This window comes from Haloarcula taiwanensis (assembly GCA_002844335.1).
Taxonomy (GTDB): Archaea; Halobacteriota; Halobacteria; order Halobacteriales; family Haloarculaceae; genus Haloarcula; species Haloarcula taiwanensis.
In genome coordinates this window covers 1,762,124-1,785,533 of the sequence record CP019154.1, presented here as the reverse complement: position 1 = coordinate 1,785,533, position 23,410 = coordinate 1,762,124, and the positions used below count along the sequence as shown (strand labels likewise).

General features: G+C 61.0%; 20 protein-coding genes. 5 read left to right on the top strand and 15 right to left on the bottom strand.

What is annotated here, in order from left to right; genetic code table 11:
- Positions 1-123: 123 nt before the first annotated feature.
- A complete protein-coding gene (locus BVU17_09045) occupies positions 124-390 on the top strand; it encodes a cox cluster protein (protein ID AUG47652.1) in 267 nt (88 codons plus the stop codon).
- A gap of 182 nt (positions 391-572) precedes the next feature.
- On the top strand, positions 573-1,949 hold the full coding sequence (locus BVU17_09040) for a hypothetical protein (GenBank protein ID AUG48882.1): 1,377 nt from the start codon (positions 573-575) through the stop codon (positions 1,947-1,949).
- A gap of 56 nt (positions 1,950-2,005) precedes the next feature.
- On the opposite strand, the gene BVU17_09035 is transcribed toward BVU17_09040, so the two are convergent.
- From BVU17_09035 to BVU17_09010, 6 genes are all read right to left on the bottom strand, one after another.
- Positions 2,006-3,709, bottom strand: coding sequence for a methylmalonyl-CoA mutase (locus BVU17_09035; protein AUG47651.1), 1,704 nt, complete (start codon positions 3,707-3,709; stop codon positions 2,006-2,008).
- 75 nt (positions 3,710-3,784) lie between these two features.
- Positions 3,785-4,576 carry a hypothetical protein gene (locus BVU17_09030; protein ID AUG47650.1) on the bottom strand — a complete coding sequence of 264 codons (792 nt, stop codon included), beginning with the start codon at positions 4,574-4,576 and terminating at the stop codon, positions 3,785-3,787.
- A 38-nt stretch (positions 4,577-4,614) separates the two neighbouring features.
- Positions 4,615-6,330, bottom strand: a complete 1,716-nt coding sequence (locus tag BVU17_09025) for a DHH family phosphoesterase (GenBank protein ID AUG47649.1) — start codon at positions 6,328-6,330, stop codon at positions 4,615-4,617.
- A 35-nt stretch (positions 6,331-6,365) separates the two neighbouring features.
- Positions 6,366-6,794, bottom strand: a complete 429-nt coding sequence (locus tag BVU17_09020; protein ID AUG47648.1) for an AsnC family transcriptional regulator — start codon at positions 6,792-6,794, stop codon at positions 6,366-6,368.
- 85 nt (positions 6,795-6,879) lie between these two features.
- Positions 6,880-7,818: a 2-ketoglutarate ferredoxin oxidoreductase subunit beta gene (locus tag BVU17_09015; protein AUG47647.1), complete on the bottom strand. Its 939-nt coding sequence runs from the start codon at positions 7,816-7,818 to the stop codon at positions 6,880-6,882.
- A gap of 3 nt (positions 7,819-7,821) precedes the next feature.
- Entirely contained in the window at positions 7,822-9,720 is a 1,899-nt protein-coding gene (locus tag BVU17_09010) for a 2-ketoglutarate ferredoxin oxidoreductase subunit alpha (protein ID AUG47646.1), read from the bottom strand.
- Positions 9,721-9,986: 266 nt separating this feature from the next.
- On the opposite strand from BVU17_09010, the gene BVU17_09005 reads away from it, so the two are divergent.
- Positions 9,987-10,706: a histidine kinase gene (locus BVU17_09005; GenBank protein AUG47645.1), complete on the top strand. Its 720-nt coding sequence runs from the start codon at positions 9,987-9,989 to the stop codon at positions 10,704-10,706.
- A gap of 259 nt (positions 10,707-10,965) precedes the next feature.
- Here the strand turns inward: BVU17_09005 and BVU17_09000 are convergent, their stop codons facing one another.
- Complete coding sequence (locus tag BVU17_09000; GenBank protein AUG47644.1) at positions 10,966-11,763, bottom strand: MBL fold metallo-hydrolase; 798 nt, start codon at positions 11,761-11,763, stop codon at positions 10,966-10,968.
- Positions 11,764-12,372: 609 nt separating this feature from the next.
- Here BVU17_09000 and BVU17_08995 point away from each other — a divergent pair.
- Positions 12,373-13,701 (top strand): cell division control protein Cdc6, encoded by a 1,329-nt coding sequence (locus BVU17_08995; GenBank protein AUG47643.1) that lies wholly within the window; start codon positions 12,373-12,375, stop codon positions 13,699-13,701.
- A gap of 834 nt (positions 13,702-14,535) precedes the next feature.
- Here BVU17_08995 and BVU17_08990 read toward each other — a convergent pair.
- The gene (locus BVU17_08990; GenBank protein ID AUG47642.1) at positions 14,536-15,690 is read right to left on the bottom strand and encodes an acyl-CoA dehydrogenase; all 1,155 of its coding nucleotides are present in this window, start codon (positions 15,688-15,690) and stop codon (positions 14,536-14,538) included.
- A gap of 126 nt (positions 15,691-15,816) precedes the next feature.
- Here BVU17_08990 and BVU17_08985 point away from each other — a divergent pair, with 126 nt between their 5' ends.
- A complete protein-coding gene (locus BVU17_08985; GenBank protein ID AUG47641.1) occupies positions 15,817-16,590 on the top strand; it encodes a hypothetical protein in 774 nt (257 codons plus the stop codon).
- A gap of 15 nt (positions 16,591-16,605) precedes the next feature.
- Here the strand turns inward: BVU17_08985 and BVU17_08980 are convergent, their stop codons facing one another.
- From BVU17_08980 to BVU17_08950, 7 genes are all read right to left on the bottom strand, one after another.
- A complete protein-coding gene (locus BVU17_08980; protein AUG47640.1) occupies positions 16,606-18,258 on the bottom strand; it encodes a fatty-acid--CoA ligase in 1,653 nt (550 codons plus the stop codon).
- Between the two features lie 102 nt (positions 18,259-18,360).
- Positions 18,361-18,963 carry a chemotaxis protein gene (locus BVU17_08975; GenBank protein ID AUG47639.1) on the bottom strand — a complete coding sequence of 201 codons (603 nt, stop codon included), beginning with the start codon at positions 18,961-18,963 and terminating at the stop codon, positions 18,361-18,363.
- A gap of 101 nt (positions 18,964-19,064) precedes the next feature.
- A complete protein-coding gene (locus tag BVU17_08970; protein ID AUG47638.1) occupies positions 19,065-19,733 on the bottom strand; it encodes a methyltransferase in 669 nt (222 codons plus the stop codon).
- Between the two features lie 50 nt (positions 19,734-19,783).
- Positions 19,784-20,821: a hypothetical protein gene (locus BVU17_08965; protein ID AUG47637.1), complete on the bottom strand. Its 1,038-nt coding sequence runs from the start codon at positions 20,819-20,821 to the stop codon at positions 19,784-19,786.
- Between the two features lie 461 nt (positions 20,822-21,282).
- Positions 21,283-21,663: a PTS mannose transporter subunit IID gene (locus BVU17_08960; protein AUG47636.1), complete on the bottom strand. Its 381-nt coding sequence runs from the start codon at positions 21,661-21,663 to the stop codon at positions 21,283-21,285.
- Positions 21,663-22,373, bottom strand: coding sequence for a dihydroxyacetone kinase subunit L (locus tag BVU17_08955; protein AUG47635.1), 711 nt, complete (start codon positions 22,371-22,373; stop codon positions 21,663-21,665). Before BVU17_08955 ends, BVU17_08960 begins: the two co-directional genes overlap by 1 nt.
- Positions 22,370-23,368 carry a dihydroxyacetone kinase subunit DhaK gene (locus BVU17_08950; protein AUG47634.1) on the bottom strand — a complete coding sequence of 333 codons (999 nt, stop codon included), beginning with the start codon at positions 23,366-23,368 and terminating at the stop codon, positions 22,370-22,372. Before BVU17_08950 ends, BVU17_08955 begins: the two co-directional genes overlap by 4 nt.
- Positions 23,369-23,410: the final 42 nt, after the last annotated feature.

Here is a 23,410-nt window from a genome sequence, read left to right as displayed (position 1 = left end):
GCCGTCACGAACATCATGAGTGCAATTCCGGTCAGGACGAGAAACAGTAGCTCCTTCTGTGACATAGGATAGCTACGGCGTGGAAGTGAAAAAGGCTAATCGTCTTCGCGCCGTTGATTCCACATGAGCGAAGTTGAGGCCAGGTCTGGACGACAGATCGTCCTTCGCCTGTACGTTGCTATCGTTGTTCTTGCCGGAGTGATGGGGTTCGTTCTCGGCAGCATCCGGCCGGAGGACCTCGAACCGGAACTGTTCGGTGTGATCGCACTGCCGCCGACGCCGTTTGGCGTCGCTATCTACGGATTCGTCACCATCGGTATCGTACTTGGCGTGTTGCTCGGTCTCGTCATATACGTCTCTGAGCGAATCGACGACGCGGCCGGGTCCTGAGAGGCGGTGTGGCATCACACGCTGTGTATAGCGACTGTCCGGTCTCTTGTTGCCTGAGCCCTACATTCCGTTAGTTTAATTCAGCCCGGCTAAAAAGCGGATTCTAGTCGCATACGTGACACTAAGTCAGTGTCTCGTCGCCCTCCCCACAGATGCTCTCCGAGATTGCCTTCCGTCGGCGGCTGGTCCGCCGTATCGCTATCGACCGACGTGCGCTTGCAGCGTTCAGAGTGGTGCTCGGGCTGTGTCTCCTCACCGACATCGCGCTGCGGTTGTCGGACATCGGTGCGTTTTATACCGATAGTGGCGCGCTCCCACGCTCGACACTGACTGAACTGTATCCAGTTCTGGGGCCCATGTCGCCGCTCGCTGTCTGGGGGACCGTCTGGCTGCCGGTAGTAGTCTTCGGACTGACAGCACTCACAGCCCTCGCGCTGGTGGTCGGCTACCGACCCCGTCTGAGTGCGGGCGTCGCGTTCGTCCTGCTCGTATCGATACAGCTTCGGAACCCCATCGTCCTCAATGCCGGCGATACGCTGTTTCGGCGACTACTGTTCTGGAGCCTCCTGCTCCCGCTCGGCTGTGGCTGGGAAAACGGGTCGGCGGAGTCCGCCTCGACACGGGTCGCCACCGCCGGCACTGCAGGAATCCTCCTCCAAGTGCTTGCCGTGTACGTGACGAACGGCCTCATGAAGCTTCGTGGTACGTACTGGCACCAAGGGACTGCGGTGCAGTACGCGTTCCAGCTCGACCACCTCACTATCCGGCTTGGTGACGTGGTTGCGGGCTGGGACCCGGTGCTGGTCCTGGGGAACTGGCTCTGGCTTGCCTTGCTCGTGGGGTCCCCGTTGTTGCTTATCTGGACCGGAAGATATCGGACTGGACTGGTCGCGGCGTTCGTCACCGCCCACATCTGCATGGCACTCTCGTTTCTCCTGGGTGTGTTTCCGCTCGTTTCGATTCTCGGATTGGTACTATTTTTGCCGACGCCGTTCTGGGACCCGCTCGCAGACCGCTGGCCCGACGCAATCGAAGCGTTGCGCCCGCGGTGGCCGGATTCAACGACAGGTCCGCCACAGATCTGGTTCCCTACGACGACGCGCTCGGTAGCGACGCTCGGTATCGTCGCGATTGTGATTCTCAACGCCGTCGCGGTCGGCTTTGTCACCGCACCAACGGGCACGCCGGATAGAATCGAGGACCGGAGCTGGAACATGTTCGCGCCAGACCCGCCACAGGAAACGTGGTGGTACGCGGCCCCGGCAACTCTGGAGTCTGGGAACCGGGTCGACGCGCTTGCCGGGGAGCCGGTCAATCTCTCACGGCCACCGGAGGTGTCCGACCGGTTCCCGAACCAGCGCTGGAAGAAGTTCCTCGGGACAGCGCGTCACGAACCCAGCCTCCGACGGTCGCTCGCAACGTATCTGTGTTCGCGGTGGAACCGAAGCCACGGCGACGCGATGAAACGCGTGGAGTTGATTGTCCTGACCGAGTCGACCAACCTGAACGGGTCCGAATCTGTCGACCGGGAGGGACTCGGGTCGTATCAGTGTGCCTGATGCGGGTGATGAGGGGATTTTGTGCCTTGGAAACAATGGAGCGGACAGTCTAGCGGTCAGGCAATGCTTGCTGTCTCCTGATAGCTCCCGTACTCTGCCTCGAAGACGGCCATAATCTCGCCCATCGTCGCGTAGGCTTTCACCGCGTCGATGATGACTGGCATGACGTTCCCGCCGTCAGTGATTACCTGCTGCAGTTCGTCGAGCGCTGCTTCCACGGCCGCGTCGTCGCGGTCTGCCTTGACCGTCGCGAGCTTGTCCCGCTGGCGTTCCTGTACGTCCTCGTCGACGGTGAGAATCTCGGGTTCGGTGTCTTCCTCGACCGTGTACTTGTTGACGCCGACCATGACCTCGTCCTCGTTCTCGACGCGCTGCTGGTACTCGTAGGCGGCGTCCTGAATCTCACGCTGGAAGTAGCCGTCCTGAATCCCCTGAATAACGCCGTCGCGGACCGATCCGTCGCCGAGTTCGTCCCTGATGTGATTGATGTAGGCCATCGCCTTCTCTTCGACCTCGTCGGTCAGCGACTCGATGGCGAAACTGCCGCCCATCGGGTCGACGATGTCGGCGGCCCCCGACTCCTCCGCGATGATCTGTTGTGTCCGGAGGGCGACTCGAACGGCCTGCTCGGACGGGAGGGCCAGGGCCTCGTCGAAGCTGTTGGTGTGCAGGCTCTGAGTGCCGCCCAGTACACCTGCGAGGGCCTGAATCGTCACACGGACGATATTGTTCAGCGGTTGCTGAGCGGTCAGTGACTGACCGGCGGTCTGAGTGTGGAACTTCAGTTGCTTGCTGGCGTCGGCCTCTGCGCCGTACCAGTCGTCCATCACGCGGGCGTAGATGCGCCGGGCCGCGCGGAACTTCGCTATCTCCTCGAAGATGGAGTTGTGTGAGTTGAAGAAGAAGGAGAGTTGTGGGGCGAACTCGTCGACGTCCATACCCCGGCTCAGGCAGTCCTCGACGTAGGCGAAGCCGTCCGCGAGCGTGAACGCGAGTTCCTGTACCGCCGTCGAACCCGCCTCGCGGATGTGATATCCCGACACCGAGATGGGCTTGAACTTCGGGGTCTCCTGACTGGCGAACTCGATGGTGTCGGTAACGAGTTTCAGCGACGGCTCCGGTGGGATAACCCACTCTTTCTGAGCGATAAACTCTTTGAACATATCGTTCTGGAGCGTCCCACGGATCTCCTCACGCGGGACGCCCTGCTGGTCGGCCAGCGCGATGTACATCGCATAGATAACGGGAGCGCTAGGGTTGATCGTGAATGAGGTCGACACCTCACCGAGGTCGATGCCGTCGAACAGCCGCTCCATATCCGCCAGCGTGTCGACGGCGACGCCTTCCTTGCCCACCTCGCCATCGGCCATCACGTCGTCGGAGTCGATCCCCATCAGCGTCGGCATGTCAAAGGCCGTCGACAGCCCGGTCTGGCCTTCATCGATGAGGTAGTGAAAGCGCTCGTTGGTCTCGTCAGCGGTCCCGAAGCCCGCGAACTGTCGCATGGTCCACTGCCGGCCGCGGTACATCGTTGGATAGACGCCGCGTGTGAACGGCTCCTCACCGGGGAAGCCGATGTCGTCCTCATAATCGATGTCATCCACGTCGAGTGGCGTGTACAGCCGGTCTACATCGAGGTTTGAGACCGTTGCGAACTGCTCTTTGCGCTCGCCGTAGGCGTCCAGTACGGGGTCCAGTGTCTCGGCTTCCCACTCGTCTTTCCGCTCGCGGATGCGCTGGAGGTCCGACTCGTCGAACATACTCCGGTGTATGTCATGATTTAGTAAGAAGGTTCGGGGAAAGCGGGGTGCTAGCGTCAATCACATCGCTCCGGACTAGTCCTGGAGTCGCTCCGTCGTCTGCACGAGCGGGTGGTGGGCGTAGTCGACGACTTCAATATCGTCGATTGACTCCAAGTCGGAGTCCGCGGCCGTCTCGGCCATCCCAAGCTCGACCGTCTCATCGAGGACAATGACATAGGCGTCCATCTCATCGATGTCGAGCCGTGCGGCGGCTTTCACGCGGTGGTGGCCGTCCGCCAGCAAGAGGTCGCCGCCGTTGTCGATAACGACGAGCGGTTCCGCCAGTCCGCGCTCCAGTTCGTACACCCGTCCTTCGAGTTCGTCGGCGTACACTGTCGTCTGTGTCGGCGTCAGGTCGGCAAGCTCTACCTCACGGCGGCCTTCGTGTGTCGTGATGCCGTGGATGTTCTCGAGCGTCCGGCCAAGCTTGTCCACCTTGCCCGGTGTCGCCCGCTCGATCTGTGAGCGAATCACGTCAGCGTTCGAGATGATGCCGACGAGGTGGCCGGCGTCGTCGACAACTGGGAGTTTCTGGATCCCCGACCGCAGGATGACGCGCGCGGCGTCCTGGACGGCCATGTCCGGGTGCGCCACGAGGATATCGTCGGTCATCACGCGGAACATCGGCTCGTGGTCCTCCGCGAGCAGCAGGTCACGTGCGCTGACAAACCCCTCGACGCGGCGGCCGTCAGTCACCGGAAACCCGCTGAAGTGGTCGTTATCGGCGATTCGTCGGGCGACTTCCCCGACGGTATCGTCGAGCTCGACGGTGGCAACCTCGCGTGTCATGTAGTCTCCGACCGTCGGCCGATTCGAGTCCTCCATCGGCACAGAGTTCTCGACCGGCAATAAAAAAGGCTCGCCTACGACCGGTCGTTGTCATCTGGTTCGATGAGTGTCTCCGGGCTGTCCGCCCCCTGCTCTGACTCGTCGTCTGTCGGTTCAGCCGCGTCGGCTGCCTGTTCTGTCTCGTCATTGCCGCCTTCGTCACCGTTTTCGAGAAACATCACATCGGAGTTCCAGTCCGTTGTGCTCTCGTCGCCGGCCTCCCCAGATGCGTCTTCAGCCGTCGCGGGGGTATCTTCGCTGTCCTGTCTGAGCGCCGTCGACTCCGTGAACGCGGCCACGTCATAGTCGGCGCGGGCATAGACACGGCCGAGCAGCCGGTGGGACCGCGACTGGATGGCGTCGAGAAACCGGTCGGAGACAATCGATCGGACGATTTCCGCCAGCGACTCTTCGCGGTCGTCGACGGTAATCATCCCGAGGTCGATCTGTGCGCCCGCCATATCGGCGTGACCGCCTGCGGACCCGATCTGCCCGAAGGCGTCCCGGAGCGCCTCGCCGAGGTCGATATCCGCGCCGCGTGCCCGAGCGGACGCGTAAATCGTCCCGTCGACGACGCCGTACACCATTGTCGCATGGACGCCTTCCAGATCAAGTAGCCTGTCGGCCGCCTGTGCGAGCGCGTCACGGTCACTGATCTCGCCGACGCCGGTCAGGAGCACTGACCCCTCCTGTTCGCGGTTCGAAATCGCGCGGCCGATGACTGACAGCGTCTCCGGACTCACACTCGGGTCTTCGATACGCTGGAGCGTCGCCATGTCAGCGTTTGTCACGAGATGCGCGGCGGCCTCGAAGTCCGCGGCAGCGACTTCCCGACGAAAGTCCTTCGTGTCGACCTGAATGCCGAATAGCAGGCCCGTTGCGATAGGTGTCGGAATGTCGACGTTGAACCGCTGGAGATAGTCGACCAGCAGGGTGCTCGTCGCCCCGACGCCGCTGCGGAGGTCAACGAAGCGGGCTTCGACTGGGACACGCGGCGGGTGGTGATCGATGACGATGTCGATAGGTGTCTCCGGCGGGAGCTGGTCGTTGACACCGGCTCTGGAGTGATCGACGAGGGCGAAGCCGTCGAACGCTTCCAGCTCGTCCGGCGACTCAGCATCGAGGTTCCGGAGGTCGAATTCGAGGAGGTTAACGAACGCCCGGTTTTCCTGATGCGAAATCTCCCCGTAGTAACAGATTGTCACCTCGCAGTCGGCCCGTTCAGCAAGCGCGCCGAGGGCGACAGCGCTAGCAATCGCGTCAGGGTCGGGATTGTCGTGCGTGACGACGGCGAGATGGTCGTCGATGTCCCGGAGCACCTGATGGAGCTGTCTGGCTCGCGTTCCTTCGTCGCCGACGGATTGGGTGACGTAGTCGGTGATGACTGTCTCCGGCGTGACCAGCCGGTCCGCCACGCTGTCGAGTCGGTCGCGCTGGTCGACTGTCGCGCCGTGCCCGGCGTAGGCGAGGAGGAACGCGTCCGGAAAGCGGTCACGCGCGGTCATCGCCGCGCTGACGTTCTGTTCTGGGTCCTCGCTGGCGACGATGACGCTTTCGGGCTGGATGTCGAGACCGGCGAGAACAGACGGATCGGCCTGGTCGGCTTCGTGGACATCGATTCCATCCGCTCGAAGCGTTTCAGCACGGTGCTCGTCCTGTGTCACGACTGCCAGATCACCGCGGTCGCCGCTAATCGCGTCGAGAATGTCCGCGGCCGTTGGCCCGAGGCCGAGCACCAGCCGAGAAGGCATACCGTGCAGTCAGCGCTGGAGCGTCTAAAAACCCGTTACTTCAGCCGTTCCTGGAGAAACGACGGATGTGCGGCGGTAACGCCGTCGAGGGCGAGAATCTTGTCTTCGATGACATCCGCCAGCGAGTCGCCGTCCATCGCTCGGACCTCCGCCATCAGCATGTGGTCACCGCTTGACGTGTACAGTTCTTCCATCTCCGGAATCTCTTTGAGGTTCCGCGTAGCCTCAACGTAGCAATCGCTCGCGATATCGATGCCGACCAGGGCAATCGACTGGCCTGCTAGCTTCTTCGGGTCAACATCGGCGGAGTACCCGACGATGACGCCCTCCTCTTCGAGCTTCTGGATGTATTTCCGGACTGTCGGTTTCGATACGTCGGCTCGCTCCGCGATTTCTGCGTACGAGGCCTGTGCGTCCTCTTCGAGGACCGACAGGATTCGACGCTCCGTAGACTCGGCACTCATGGACTAATCTTTTCGGTGCATGAAAAAATATCTTCCGAACCGGAAACCGTCGTTCGAGATGGTATTCGCAGTCCGGCAGCGAGTCCTATTTGTGGTGTTCGAGGAGGTTGTCGTAGGTCCGCTCCCACTCCGCGTCCTCGTCGAAGTACCGCTCTGCGAGCGGTTCCTCGGGCATCTCGCCGATCTGGCGCTTCTCCTCGCCGTAGGATGGGCGACTGTCATCGACGTACATCCGTCCGGTCAGCACTTCACCCTCGTAGAGGCGTTCCTCGGTCTTTCGCATCATCTCCGCGGCTTCCGCGCGGTCCGAGACGTCGAAGTCGAACTCATCGGACTGCTGCACGTCCGTGTACGGGACGTAGTGTTTCGCGTCCTTGTTCCAGGTCGGACACTGGGTCAGGAAGTCGATGTGCGCGAAGCCGTCGTGTTCGATGGCCTCGGCGATGATTTCCTTGGCCTGGTTCGGGTTCACGGCGGCAGTCCGGGCGATGTAGGTCGCGCCGGCGTTGAGCTGCTGGGACAGGGGGCGAATCGGCGACTTCGCCGACCCGTGGGGCTGTGTCTTGGACTTGTGGCCCTTCGGCGATGTCGGCGATGTCTGGCCCTTGGTCAGCCCGAAAATCTCGTTGTTGAACACGATATAGGTCATATCGTGGTTTTCACGGGCCGTGTGGATGGTGTGGTTCCCGCCGATACCGTAGCCGTCGCCGTCCCCGCCGGCCGCGATGACTTCGAGGTTGGGGTTGGCGAGCTTCGCGGCCCGGGCGACGGGCAGCGAGCGGCCGTGGATGGTGTGGAACCCGTAGCTGTTGAAGTAGCTGTTGAGCTTGCCCGAACAGCCGATGCCGGTAAACAGCGCGACCTCGTCGGGATTCTTGCCGACTTCCGGCATGGCCTGCTTGAGCGCCTTGAGGACGCCGAAGTCGCCACAGCCCGGACACCAGGTCGCCTGCGGTTCGATGCCGGGTGTAAACTCGTCGCGCTCGATTTCGCGTTCTTCGTTGATTGCTGAGAATGCACTCATAGGTTAGTCACCTGCCGCGGGTAGGTACTTCATGTTGCTCGCGGCGAGTTCCTCGCCGTCGATGCTGGACTCGAACCCGTCGACGATTTCGGCGGGCTCGAAGGGGTTGCCGTTGTACTTGAGCAAGCTCGACATCTTGTCGCCGTACTTGCCGAGTTCCTTCTGGGTCAGGCCGCGGAACTGGGCCGTGGCGTTCATCTCGACGACGAGCGCCTCGTCGACCGATTCGAGCCACTCGGAGACTTCCTCCTTCGGGTACGGAGCCATATCCGAGACGCCGAGCGCCTTCACGGAGTGGCCGTTCTCGTTGAGCCGGTCGACAGCCTCGAAGACGGTCCCCTGCTGGCTGCCCCACACGAGGATGCCGTAGTCGGCCTCGTCGGGTCCGTGGTAGGTCTGGTGGGACGTGTTTTCGTCCAGATCAGCACGGATGTCGTCGAGCTTGTTGAGCCGACGGTTCATCTGGGCAACGCGGTTCTCGGGGTCCTCGCTGATGTGGCCCGACGGGTTGTGCTCGTTGCCTGTCGCGAGGAAGCGGCCGTCTTTCTGGCCCGGCACGGAGCGCGGGCTGACGTTCGAACCGTCTTCGGGTTCGTGGAGGAACCGCTGGAACTTCCCGGAAGAGTGGTGTGCGGCGTCCTGAATCTCCTCCTCGGTGAGGACGGACCCGGGGTCGGCGTTCGGCTCCTCGTCGAAGTGGCTGGCAGGGAGATTCCGGAGTTCGCCCTGTATCTTCTGGTCGTAGATGACGATAGCCGGAATCTGGTACTCGTAGGCAATGCGGAACGCCGAGCGGGTCTGGGTGTAACACTCGCGGATGTTCGCCGGTGCGAACACGACGCGAGCCGAATCGCCCTGTGAAGTGTACAGGACGTGTTCGAGGTCCGCCTGCTCGGGCTTGGTCGGCATCCCTGTCGAGGGGCCGGCTCGCATCGCTTCGACCAGCACGATAGGCGTCTCGGTCATCTCCGCCAGTCCGAGCGGCTCGGACATCAGCGCGAAGCCACCGCCGGAGGACCCGGACATGGCCTTCACGCCGGCGTGGGACGCACCGAGGGCGAGCGCGGCGGCCGCGATTTCGTCCTCGACCTGCTCGGAGATGCCGCCGAACTCGGGCAGGTGTTGGGACATGATGGTGAACACGTCGGTCCACGGCGTCATGGGGTAGCCCGAAATGAAGCGACAACCCTCGTCGATTGCGCCGTAAGAGATAGCGTTCGAGCCCGAGAGGATGACCTGCTCCTCGTCGTGAGAGCCCTCGGGGACCTCGATGTCGTGGTCGACGTCGAGTTCACTCGCGGCTTCGTAGGCGTCGTGCAGGACGTTGAGGTTCGCTTCCTGCATGTCGCCGCTCATGTTCTGTTTGATGAGCTTCTCGAACTCGTCGGTGCTGATGTCGAGGATGGCCGCGGTCGCGCCGATACCGGCCGTGTTCCGCATGATCTCGCGGCCGTGTTCCTTGGCGATACCGCGCAGATCCATCGGGACGACGTGCCAGTTGTTCTCCTCGGCGGCCTCTTCGAGACCGATCTCGTCGACATCCTCGTCGTCGAGCAGTCCCTCGTCGTAGAGGAGCACGCCCCCTTCTCGGAGGTCGTCGAAGTTCTCGTACAGTGGTTTGAGCTCCTCTTTGCCGTAGTAGGCCTCTTCCTGTGGGTTGCGGGCGAAAGAGTCACCCAGTGCCAGCAGGAAGTTGTAGCCGTCCCCGCGGGACTGTACCGGTTCGTCTTTCGCACGTACTTCCACGTACGTGTGGCCGCCGCGGATACGCGACGGGTAATGACGATGTGTGAACACGTTCAGCCCCGACCACATCAAGGCCTTCGCGAAGTTCTGGCTTGTCGAGTCGATTCCGTCACCGGAACCACCGGCGATTCGCCAGATTAGTTCGTTGTCTGTCATTGTGAAATCCTCGGCCCCAGCTCTGGTGCCGTACCAGTCCGTTGGGGGGCCATGACTAAAGATTTTCCACTACATCACCACTCATTAATCGTTATCTTTCGCCACAGGACCTCAGATTGCCGTTTTCGAAATGCGGATTCGTCGGTGTTTGTGCGTATCCTTTCATCCAGTTTATACATCTCTGTGACACTTTTTGCCTGTGATTACCGATGCGCGTTCCTCCTCCCGCAACGACTAACACAGTGAATACCGTTGTACAGTCGAGGATGTCGTTAACGGAACTCATCGCCGGCGTCGAAGACCACCAGAAGACGCTGACTATCTTCAACGCCGGGCCGACAGTGGCCGAAGACCTGCGCGAGCGCTTCGCGGACCGCAACGTTCAGGTTCAGACCGAGCAGACTGAGAGCGGGCGACCGGGCGAGTTTATTACCCTCAGCGAGGACGAGGAGGTCATCGCAGCTGCGAGTCTCACTTCGTTCACCGACTCGCTCGAACAAGGCCGTCAGTACATCACGCGGGACAACAGTCCGTACGCGTCGATTCTCGACCACCTCGACGAGACAATGTTCACCTCGTGGTCTATCCAGCGGATGACTGCCGCGTCCCGCGAAATTGAAGACCGCGCGTGGCGGGTGGGCCAGGGGACCCTCCACGCCGGCTTCCAGACGCTCTCGACCCTGCAGGGCGAACTCGACCTCTACGAGCGGCTGGGCGAGACCGATGTGGACGTTCATGCCTATGCCGTCCCTGACGTTGACCCGCCCGAGTACAGCACGTTTACGCTGCATCTGGAGCGGTCCGACGAAATCGCCGACTCGTGGTTCGTCGTGTTCGACGGCGGCGGTGACCCGACCCAGAAGTGCGCCCTGCTGGCCGAGGAGCGCGAACCACGCGAGTTCTACGGCTTCTGGACGTACGACGAGTCGACAGTCGACTGGATTATCGATTATCTGGAGGAGACGTACGGTTACCTCGAACAGTGACGGCTCCCCCCGACCTGGCCACCGCGGTCCGCACGACGGCCGACCCGTCGGCAGCCTTGCGGAAACATGTCACGACGCACGCGAGTTCCGTATCGAGGAGACCGGTGAACGCGTCAGCGGTCTCGAACTGGAGTTACACTTGTTTTTCGGCGTGTGGGCAGTCGTCGAGCGCCACGATGACCGGTGGGTCGTAGCGACCGAAGGCGGCGAACGCCGAACTCTCGTCGCTGTCTCGGACTGACTTGACGCGAACCGTGTCTCAGTCCATCGTCCCGGATGCGTCCTCAAACACCGCGAGATCGTGGCCGAGCAGCACTTCGGCCCCTGTGGCACGCTGGCGGTCGCGGCACCGTTCGAGGCTCTCCTTCCACGCGCCGTTGTTCCACAGGAGGCTCGTCGCCATGGGCTGGCCGGCGTAGTTGGCCTCGACGTACGCTTCGTCGCCGACGACCAGCAGCGGCTGTTCCGGCCGGTCGATGAACGCGCCCATGAGTCCCGGCGTGTGTCCGGGGAGGTGCAGCAGTTCGACACCGTCGGTGAGATGATGGCTGTCGCCGTGGACGACCTCCCAGTTCAACTCGCGGTCGAAGTCGCTGGCGAGGTAGGCGATAGAACCCTCGTCGGTGTTAGCACTGTAGTACGCGAATGGGAGTTCGTCACGGTGGACGTAGATAGGCACGTCTGTTCCCGCGAAGTTGTGCAGGCCGCCGGCGTGGTCCAGGTGCAGGTGGCTCATCACGACGGCGTCGATGCCGTCGACGCTGTAGCCTGCATCTTCTAGGTCGGCTGGCAGAGTGTGCTCGGCGGCATCGACGTGCGCGAACGCCTCATACAGCGGTGTCGGCCAGTACCCGGCTCCAGCCTCCGGGTGCGAGCCGGTGTCCCAGAGGACGGTCAACTCGGGCGTTTCGATGACAAGGTTCCACACGACGTACGTTTCGTACTCGTGTTCCGGGTCGCGGTTCGAGGCCGTCGCAACGCTGTGTCCATCGACGACAAAGTTTCGGTCAGCCTGTACGCGGCCCCGGTCGACGAACGTTACTGTGAGATCGTCCATACGGCGTCTACGGGCTGTCACAAAGTAAAGACGATGCCGCGTGTCGTGGGTAGGATCGGTTCTGTCTGCGGTTCACTGTGGAATGTAACTGTATGCCAGACAGACGCCGGGGCGTTTTTATACCAAATCTCGCTCACAGATTGGGACCCACACACACCACCGTGCAAGTGTTCTTGGCATTTGCAGGGGTGGGGGTGGGGAGGGGTGGAGCCCCTTTTTTGTTATTTAAGCGGACGCAAGATTGCTCTGGTCTGTTGAGATTATGTGATCTGGCCAGTAGCTCAATGCGGTGATTTAGGTGCGATGAGAGGCTTATTGGTGGGAAATCTGTAGAACACGCTATTCAACATGTACCAGTATAAATTGCATGTACAACAAGATATAAGAATTATATTCTAGTTCTATATCTACTCTGAATTGATGAAGCAAGAATCGCAGGACTCAAGTGTGTTAGCTCAGCTCTCGACGTAGCGGACCGTTCGTGCCTGTTTTCGAGATGGAGTGGAGAAACACTTGCAGGGTGGTGTGTGACTGTTCGACGTAGGAACACTTGAAACACTTGAACGGTGGTCACTGGTTTTATATAGAGTCACTCGAAAGGTGGCATACATGGTCGACGTGAACGAGAACCCGTTCGATGGGACTGATGCAATCTTCGAACGAAAGCAACCGCTGAAAAAAGACACGTTCACGCCGGATACGATATTTCACCGCGACGAGGAGATCGAGTTCTACATCAACGCGCTTCAGGATGTCATTGTCGGCCACGACCCCAACAACGTCTTCGTCTACGGCCCAACAGGAGTCGGAAAGACGGCGGTTACGAAGTGGGTACGGGACAAACTCGAGGAGAAGGCCGAGGCCGAGGACATCCCGCTCACCGTTGTCGGGCCGATAAACTGCCGGAACTACCGGTCAGCGTATGCACTGGTGAACACGCTCGTCAACGAGTTCCGGGATCCTGAGAACCAACTCCCGGAGAGCGGTTACAGCACTGACAGCGTCTTCGAATTTCTCTACGAAGAGATTGAAGCTGTTGGTGGGAACGTCCTCATCATTCTGGACGAGATTGACAACATCCCAGCGGACGCGCGGAACGATTTCCTCTACGAACTGCCACGGGCTGAAGCGAACGAGAACACGCCGATCACCGATGCGAAGGTCGGACTCATCGGTATCTCGAACGACCTCAAGTTCGTCGACGTGCTGGAACCCAAGGTAAAATCGACGCTGGGCGAGCGAGAGATCAAGTTTGGCCCGTACGACGCGACCGAACTTCGCGACATTCTGGGCTACTACGCCAACATCGCGTTCCGGGAAGACGTACTCGGCGAAGATGTCGTCCCGCTTGCGGCGGCCTTCTCGGCACAGGAACGGGGCGACGTTCGACAGGGGCTTCGAATTCTGGAAAAAGCCGGGGAGTATGCGCGGATGGAAGGCGCAGACGGTGTGACGGAAGCCCATACACGGCGGGCGACAGACACCATCGAGACTGACGAACTGCTGGATTACTTCGAGCACGACCTGAGTTCACAGCAGGCGCTAACGTATCTCGCGACGACGCTTGCACTTATCGAACCAAAACACGAAGCGTCGACGAAACGGATCTACAACCTCTACTCCTCTATCGCGGAGTCGAGCGGCCGCCGTGTGAAGTCTGAGCGGAAAATCTACGAGTTCCTTGACCAGCTTTCGATGCAGGGGCTGGTCCGCTCAGCCGAGCGCAACCTTGGTCGCAAGGGCGGGCGCAAGTACATCTACGAAGTCACCGACGACCCGACCGATATCATCAACGCCGCCCTCCAGTCATCCTACAGTGATGCCGTACCGAGTAACGTCAACGGAATTCTCGAACACTATCTGGAAGACGAGGCGACTGAATTCGAGGCACCGGACACCACTGACGATGAGCAACAGAACCTCTGGCAGTTCACGTAGCCCACGTTTTTGCACACCCCTTCCGGCTCACGCGGCAGAACACTTGCACGGTGGTGTGTGTGTGTTCAGCGGCAGTCTCCATATCGTGACGACAAGAACAGTTGCACGGTGGTGTGTGTACCCACAATCAATAATAAGCTGGATGCGACTATGCAGGCATCTGGTCCCCGTTGCGGTGTGTAGAACACTTGCAGACCGGTGTGTCCTCTTTCGCTACCACAGCCCCACGGTATTCCGTTTCGAAAACACTTGCAGGGTGGTGTGAACCCTCGATCCGACGGCAAAACCGCCCAAAACGGTCTTTTTGAAACACTTGCAGGGTGGTGTTCCGATACAGTCTTCTCGCTTAGTACGTGAAACACTTGCACGGTGGTGTGAGGGGACGCGTTGAGACTCCGAACAACGCAATAAAACACTTGCAGCGTGGTGTCTTCGGGAATTTCAGATGTCTGTACACCGCCGTGTGAACACTTGCAGGGTGGTGTGTGAACGCGTGTTCACTGTTCTAGTCCGGTTGCAACCGAACTAAAAACACTCGCAGGGTGGTGATAGAACACTTGTATAGTGGTGTCGGGTCAGCTGGGTGGTGATGTCAGAACACTTGTAGGGTGGTGTACCAGCTCAGTATGACCCACACAGACCGCGTACAGTAGCGTACTGACCAGTCTAGTTGGTACATTCGGGCTGTGGAGACTGTCAGGGGTGAACTGCCGTCGTAGCGACAGCTGGCCAGTCAGATTCCCCAAAGAACACTCGAAGGGTGGTGTTCCCGGGAAAAACACGCTGTCCGTGACCCAATCAATCAACCGGTGTCTGTCGGCTGATACCGACCGGTTACATCGGGGCTTGGTTGTAGATGAGGTTCCGCTGGATGTCGTTGGCTCCTTCGTAGATGACCGGAATCCGAACGTCGCGGTACACGCGGGAGATCCGGTTCTCCGTTAGCACGGACCGGCCGCCGTGGAGTTGCATCCCCTTCTCCGCACAGTCCATCGCAGCCTCGGTCGCCTTGGTCTTTGCCAGCGCGGCCCAGTAGCCGGCGTTCTCCTGATTGGCGACGCGCTCGGCCGCGTGCCAGGTGAGGGCTCGGGCGGACTGGAGGCCGAGTTGCATATCGGCCAGTTTGTGCTGGACAGCCTGGAACTCGTCGACGGTTTTGCCGAAGGCCTCGCGGTCGTGGACGAACTCCCAGGCTTCTTCGATGGCCGCCGCAGCGAGACCGATGCCGTGGCCGCCGACGACAACGCGACCGTGATTGAAGAATTCGGCAAGCATATAGAAGCCAGCCCCTTCGACGCCGATCAGGTTCTCTTCCGGAATCCGGCAGTCGTCAAGCACGATGTGGGCCTGCTTGGACGCCCGGAAGCCCATCTTCTCGGGGATGTGTTCGGCGTGGTAGCCGTCGGCATCCGTCGGGACAATAAACATCGAGTAGTTCCCATAGCGGTCGTTCGGGTCGTCGCCGGTCTTGGCGTACAGCGTCACCCAGTCCGCCTCGACCCCGTTGCCGATCCAGTACTTTTCGCCGTTGATCACCCACTCGTCGCCATCCTTCTCGGCGGCCGTCGTCATCCCGGCGAGGTCGCTCCCCGTCTCCGGCTCGGAGACAGCGAGGCCAGTAAGCTGGTCACCGCCGGCGACGGGCTTGAGGAACTCTTCTTTCTGCCAGTCCGCGCCGTGGTCTTCGACAATCTCTGCGCCGAAGCTAGCGAGCTGAATCGTCAGCGCGATCCCTGCGTCGGCTTTGTACAGTTCCTCCGCCATCGCAAGCATCTGCTGGAGGTCGTAGCCGCTCCCACCCCACTCTTCGCCGATATCTTGAGCGACGAGTCCGGCCTCCGTCGCCGCTTCGAGCACTTCCCAGGGGTACTCTCCGGACGCGTAGTATTCCCCTGCAACTGGTTCGATGTGCTCCGTGGCGAACTCCCGAGCCTCTTCCTTGACCTCGTGTGCGTGCTCCGGAACGAGTTTCTCGGATAGTAGGTCCATGGCAAATATCATGGTTTGTGTACTCATATACTCCGTGGAACTCTGCCAAACACCGTCGTAGTTGTTTTCTGGAAACTCCTGATAATCGGCCAGCACGCTTTTGCATGGCTGTGGCCTTCCTCGAACATGAATCGTCGAGACTACCTGCTCGCCGGAGCAACCCTCGGAACCGCCGGGCTTGCGGGGTGTTCGTTTCTGGCTGCAGCCGAGGCACCGCCACCGAACGTTCCGACAGCACAACTGAAAGACGGTGGCTGGACGCGAACGGACCAGTCCTCGGACACAGTGTTCGACCGAAGCTACGGTCCGGTTTCGGTCGAGGCCGTCTCCAGCACGGTCCAGTATGTCGACGAACAGCTACAGGAGCGCGTCGCCAGCCGTACCCTCGACCAGGTCCAGACTGCGCTCTCCGTGTTTTTCGCCACGCGAGTGGATTTCAGCCCGAACCTCGACAATCTCCCGGCTGGCGCGGGCCGCGAGGAACTACTTTCGGAAGTCAGAACAAACGCTCGCGACAGTTTCGAACAACAGATGGAAGCGCAGGGGCTGACAGACATCGAGCAATCCGGCGAGGGAACAATCGATATCGCCACCGGTGAGACGGCCGAAACGGTCGAACTGTCCGCTGTGTACCCGTTCGAGGGAATCTCTTTTGCGGTGACGGAAAATGAGGCGGTCGAGATACCGGCCAGCAACATCGACATCTCGGCGATGTTCGCCGTCTGGCACCACGGTGATTTTGTCATCATCTCCGGGGGTGCGTACCCGGCGCAGAACTTCGCACAGACCGTCGAAACCGACCTGAGCGACGGCATCACGGTCTCAGTCGACGTCGACCTCGGCCTCCAGCCAGCCACCTACCGGACCGAAGTTCGGGATCTCGTCGCAGGCGTCCAGTAACTGTACCGTACTCTCTCACTCAGGTGCGGCATCGTCGGGGACGCGGCCCTCAACGAGCGATTCGTCGGCGTACTCGTCACGGAGCGACTTCTTGTCGAACTTCCCGGTTGCTGTCTTTGGCACCTCGTCGATGGTGATGAAGTTGTCCGGGACCCACCACTTGGGGTAGGAGTCGAGGATGTGCGCCCGGAGTTCGTCACCGAGCGTCTCCTCGTCGGCGTCGGCCGTCGGAACGATCATCGCGAGGGGGCGCTCCTGCCAGCGCTCGTGTGGGACACCGATGACTGCGGCTTCGTTCACGTCGTCGTGGGCTATCAGTTCGTTCTCTAGTTCGAGCGAGGAGATCCATTCCCCGCCGCTCTTGATGACGTCTTTCGCCCGGTCGACAATTTTGATGTAGCCGTCCTCGTCGACGGACACCACGTCGCCGGTCTTCAGATAGCCGTCCTCGAACTCCTGTTCGTTTGCCTCCGGCCGCTTGAAGTACTCCGTGGTCACCCACGGGCCGCGGATGTGGAGTTCGCCGAAGTCCTCGCCGTTGTGCGGGACCTCGTTGCCGTCGTCGTCGATGACACGGAACTCCAGCCCGGGCGTGACGAGCCCCTGCTTTGCCCGCTTATCTAGCTGCGTCTGGTAGTCAGCGTCCGCCAAGTCACTCCGCAGGGACGCTACCGCACCCACCGGAGCCGTCTCGGTCATCCCCCAGGCGTGGACCAGTTCCACGTCATGGTCGTCGAAGAACCGAATCATTGCTTCCGGCGCGGCGCTTCCGCCGACAATGAGCCGCTCAAGCGATGAGAGGTCGACATCGTTCTCTTTGATGTACTCCATCAGCCCCAGCCAGACAGTCGGGACACCAGCCGTGACGGTGACATCCTCTTCCTCGATGAGCTTTGCGAGGTCCGCCGGCTCCGGCTGTGGCCCGGGGTAGACGTGCTTGGCCCCGCCAGCAGTTGCCGAAAACGGGAGGCCCCACGCGTTGACGTGGAACATCGGGACGACCGGCATCACGACGTCGTCGTCGTCGAGCGGAATCCCCTGTGGCGACTGAATCGCCATCGTGTGGCTCCACAGCATCTGCTGGGTGTACTCAACGCCTTTCGGCCGCCCGGTCGTGCCGGATGTGTAACAAAGGCCGGCAGGACGCTCCTCCTCCAGTTCGGGCCAGTCGTACTCCGTCGGCTGGTCGGCGATGAACGACTCGTAGGCAACGGCATCGAGGTCAGTGTCCGGGACGGACTCACTCATCACGACGAACTGCTCAACCGTTTCGAAGGAGTCGGGATCATCGGCGGCGGCACCCTCGAGTTTCGGCAGGAGCGATTCGTCGACGAAGATGAGTTCGTCCTGTGCATCGCTGACGATATACTGGATGTGTTTGTCGGGCAGGAGCGGGTTGATCGTGTGTAGCTGCGCACCGGTCCCCGGCACCCCGAAGTACGTCTCGAAGTGACGGCTGTGGTTCCAGCAGAACGTCCCGAGTCGTTCGCCGTCGCCATAGCCGGCTGCCTCGATTGCGTTCGCTAACTGCGCCGTCCGCTCGGCATATTCGGCGTAGTCGTGACGGACGATGCCCTCGTGGGTACGAGAGACGACCTCTGTGTCCGGATATAGTGTTTCTGCACGCCACAGGAACGGTCGGAGAGTTTGTGGGCTACCTCCTGGCATATCATGACGCAAGGGCCCACGATACAAGAAACACTGCTAAATCTTTTATGAAGGACAAGGAGTTCATCCGTCGCGCCCGCCGTCTCCATCATTACGGCCTGCTTACACTTCGATTTCCTGCATCAGGTCGACCAGTTCTTCGAGTTCCGGAAACGTGTACACCTTTACGTTGATATCGGACTCCAGTGCGTGGACGCGGGAGTCGAACATCAGCGCCATCTCGTTGTCCCGATCGCCGACGAGCTGGTCCACCATTCCACTCCCCGGGCCGAACGTGAAGTTCGGCGTGGAGATGTCGATGGTGGTATCGAGCACGTTCGCCCAGCCGTCGATGAAGCCGCTGGTCATTATGTTGCCGATTTCCTGAATCGCTGATCGCTCCATATCGGTGAAACCGCTCGCGTTGGGGTCTGTCTCACCCATATCGCCGATCATCCCAGTAGCGAGGTCCTTCGCACTGGCGGCGTTGAACAGGAACAGGATATGCCCATGGGGCTTTTCGACCATTTCGATACTGATACCGATCTGCTTCTCGTCGCCGACGTGTGTTTTGATATCCGGGATATCGATGAAGTTGATCTTCGTGATCTCCATCTCCGTCTCCATCCCTGTCATCTGGCTGAGGTGGTTCGCAACGGTGTTGCCGCCCTCTTTAGCCATCTGATTGAACAACCCGAGCTTCCGAATATCTATCATCAGACTCATTCGTTAGGACCAGCGTTGCCGCTGAGTTGTGTGGCCTCATACATAAGCTATGCACCCGCATTTTCGTCGGCGAGAATCAGAGCGTGTTGGTCCTGTGCCGCTCACTCCATACGGACGCTCACGGCAACGCCCTCGCCTAGCGGCAACAGCCCTGTCTCGAACTCCGGGTCGTCGCCGACGCATTCGAGATACGCGGCGATACCGCGACTCGTTTCGTTCGCATCGATGTCATCGCCGTCCAGCAGTGCCCGGACTGCCTCGAACTCCAGCGGCCCGGCCTCGATCATGTTATCGGCGACTACGGCCCCGCCGACCGGCACTTTCTCCCGGACAGCCTCGAAGGCCTCTGTATATCGGTGTTTCTCGTTGTCGATGAGCACAACGTCGAACGGGCCGTCGTACCCCTCGACAATTTCGATTGCGTCCCCGTGCTCGAAGGCTGCCCGGTCGCTGAACCCGCCGCGGTCGAGGAACTCACGGGCGTCTTCGAGTTCGTCGGCGTCAATCTCCGTCAGAACGATCTGCCCACTGTCGGGCACGGCTGGAGCCATCCAGTAGGCCGAGTAGCCGAAGCCGGAGCCGAACTCGAAGACGCGGTCGGCGTCGACCATCCGGGCGACGAGGCGGAGCCACCCGCCGACTGCGGGGCCGACCGTCGGGAATCCTTCCCGGTCGGCTTTGGCGTCCATCTCCTCGATGACTGCATCGCTGGCCGGTGCCAGTGTCCGGGCGAACTGCGCTGTCACTTCCGGGAGCGGGGTTTCATCCATGTCGGGCTATGTCGGGAGCGGTGACATAAATGAGTGGGTCCAGGCCGGGACTAACCGAGTTCGAGGCGTTCGACGTACCGGATGACCGACTCCAGCGCGGGATTGTGATAGTACTCGACAGTGTTGGCCGCCGTCTCGTATGAGAGAATCCCGAGATCGTCCAGCCGCGGCAGGTGGTTGTGTGCCAGCGATACGCCCACTTCGTCGCGCGATTTTGGCGTCTCCCTGGCTGGAATCGCCTTTTCGCGCTCGTAGACGCGGTCGACGAGGTCGTCAAGTGGGATCTCGGTTTCAGACCGGTCTTTCAGGTGATACAGGAGACTCCGTCGCCGCGGGGCGGAGATCAGCTCCAGCACCTGATCAAACGAGTACGGTATCGGAATCGTTTCGGGTTCCTCCGGGTCGCCCTTCTTGACGCCGCCGGGTGGGGTGACGGTATTCCGAAACGTCGGCGACTCCTCTGCGTCTTTCGACGCCGTGACGGTCCAGCCGTGGCCCGGGAGATACTCGTAGACGACATCATACAGCGGCCGAAACATCTCAACTGTCTCTTCCGTATGAGCCTCCGGGTCCATGTGGTGGTGGCTTGAGACGTTCATCTCGGCACACTGGCGGTTCAATGCGGTCACCAGCGCGATGACGCGGTCACGCTCCCAGGACTCGAGCAGTCCAGTTATTGAATGGAGACAGAGCAGTAGCGGCGCATCCGACTGTTTCAGTCGACCGAGATGTCGGGAGACGGTCGCGCCGATATCTATCGGGGCCACTGTCCCGGGGAGGGTATCGAGCGTCAATGAGGGAAATGCGCCAGAGGCCGCTGCCTGTGAGTTCGCCGGTAACTCGCTGCCGGCGTCGACGATGATCGCCTCCTCGGGCATCTCGTCGTCGAGGTGCTGTTGCCACAGCGAGAGGCGGGAATCGGGGGACTCAGTCACTGTGACACAGATTGCTTTCGACTCACTGGCCCCTTGCTCAGCCAGGAATCCTGCACAGCCCTCTCGTTCGGCGTCGCTCGAATCGCGTGCCAGCACCAATACGGACGACGCCTCTTTCAGAGGTTGGTCCACTGTCCCACTCCCGGAGTTCATTGCGTACTGTATCGTATCAGGAACCATAAAGGCATCAACAAATAAGCGTTCTCTAGACAGACGATACCGGGTAACGACCATGTTCTAATACGAGCGGCATCCGTCTCGGCTCTCGCTGTGTAATCAGTTCGTACTGTGTGCCAGTGCGTCTCGATTCCGAGGATTTTTGCAGTGCTAGGCGGTAGTATTGACTATGCCAATCATGTCGAGTAGCGACTTTTCTATCCACATCGAGGAGTGTGACGAGTTCGACGATGGGATGCCGATAAGTTCGCTTCCGGACGAAGTCACGTCCATCGACGACCTCGATTGCGAGTGCTGGAGTGGGTTCGAATCGCTGGACGAAATCTAACAGGAGCACGACAGCCTGCGTTTCATCGCTGGGCCTTCGGTCGACGGCTGTCAGGTGTGTGCTTGCCGGAACTCTCGTCGGTCAACACGCACCGCCAGCATGACTTCTTTCAGAGCTTGTCGACATCCCGAGCCGCTTCTGCCTGTTCCCGGACGGAACCGAGCGTCGCGTCCGGGCTGGTGGCGGCTACCGCCGCGTTGACTGCGCCCTCCAGCACTGGCGCGTCCGCTATCGCGGCCTCAGTCTCGCTCAGTTCGATGGCGACCTCGGTGTTCATAACGGCGCTACCGAGGTCCACGAGGACAACGACACCGTCGCCGTCGTCGGCGGCAGCAAGCGCAGCTTCGATGTCGTCGGGGACCGTCCCGATACCACCGTCACTGTCGCCACCGACCGGTTCGATGGGTGTCTCACCGGCCATCTCCGCGGCTATTTCCGAGATTCCCTGTGCGGCAGTGTAACTATGGGAAACGACAACGAGTCCTACCATTATTCCTCGGTCGCCTCCCCATCGGGAATCGTCGGAGAGGTGGCGTCGACCGACGGGACTACCTGGTCGAGGTGATCTGCGGCCGTCGCCAGCAGCTCTTCCATGATGTACAGCGTGCTTGTCGCTCCCGGGTCTTGATGCCCGACTGACCGCCAGCCCAGATACGACGCCCGACCCTTTGCGGCCCGGATGGGGACGGTGAATGCGACGCCGTGCTCCGCTGCCGCGACGGCTTTCGCGAGGGCGTCGAGCGGGGGCAGGTCGTCCGTCTCGACGGACTTCTTGAACGTGTGAACCGCTGGGACGAGCGCGTCGATCATCGTCTTGTCGCCGACCTTCGCGTCGCCGCGGTCCTGCACCTTCTCCAGGTACGTCTCCGCGAAGGCGACGGCCGATTCGGCGGTGAGGCCGTCGCTCAGCTCCGCACTGGCGAACACGAGCGAACCGCCGTACAGCGGCCCCGACGCCCCACCGACCTCCGACAACAGGGTCTTTCCGGCAGTTTTGACGACCGCCTCGACCGTTGGGCTGTCGAGGTCGGTAACCGCTTCGGCTGCTGCCTGCCACCCCCGGGCCATGTTACCGCCGTGGTCGGCGTCGCCGATTGCGGAGTCAAGATCGGTGAGGTGCTCCCGTTCGGTCTCGATTCTGTCCGCGACGTTCTCGACGGCCGCGACGGCAGCGGCCGCGGCGTCGCTCTCCGGGCTCATCGGACCGTCAGAGCCGGTGTTTCGGCTGGCGCGCCCAGCAGCGCTTTCAGTTCCTCGTCCACCGCACAGACCGTAATTGAACACCCTGCCATGTCCAGCGAGGTCATGTAATCTCCCACCCACGCGTCCCACGTCTCGATGTCCCGTTCACCGAGGAGTTCCTGCAGGCGACGGTTGACGACGAACAGTTCCATCTGTGGCGTCCCGCCCATCCCGTTGACGATGGTGACGACCTCTTGGCCGGCGTCCAGTTCGAGGTCGTCGAGGACGGCCTCGGTGAGTTCCTCGGTAATCTCGTCGGCGGACATCGCCTCTGTCCGCTCGACCCCCGGCTCGCCGTGGATGCCGATGCCGAGTTCGATTTCGTCTTCGCCAAGGTCGAACGTCGGTTCCCCCTTTTCAGGGGTGACACAGGAGGTGAGGGCCATGCCCATCGTCCCGACATTGTTAACGACCTTGTGTGCCACGCGCTGTACCTCGTCGAGGTCCGCGCCTTCAGCGGCCTTCGCGCCGGCGGCCTTGTGGACGAGAATCGTCCCACAGACGCCGCGGCGACCGCTCGTGTACAGCGAGTCCTCGACGGCCACGTCATCGTCGACCACGACTTCGGCGACTTCCGTCCCCTCCATCTCCACCATCTCCCCGGCCGTTTCGAAGTTCATCACGTCGCCCTCGTAGTTTTTGATGACCAGCAGGACGCCCGCCCCGCTGTCGCAGGCGTCGACCATCGCTTCGAGTTCGTCCGCTGTCGGGGAGGTGAACACTTCTCCCGCCGCTGCACCGTCGAGCATTCCCTCGCCCAGATAGCCGGCGTGTGTCGGCTCGTGACCGCTCCCGCCGCCGCTGACGACCGCCACCTTGTCGTCGACCGGCGCGCTGTCCCGGACCAGCACTTGTGTGTCAGGTAACCGGCGAACGGTGTCGGGGTACGCCGCGACCATCCCGTCGAGCATCTCGTCGACGACCGTCTCCGCATCGTTGATGAGCTTCTTCATGATCTATGTTGACGAATGTCTCACCACCGCATAAAGGTACTG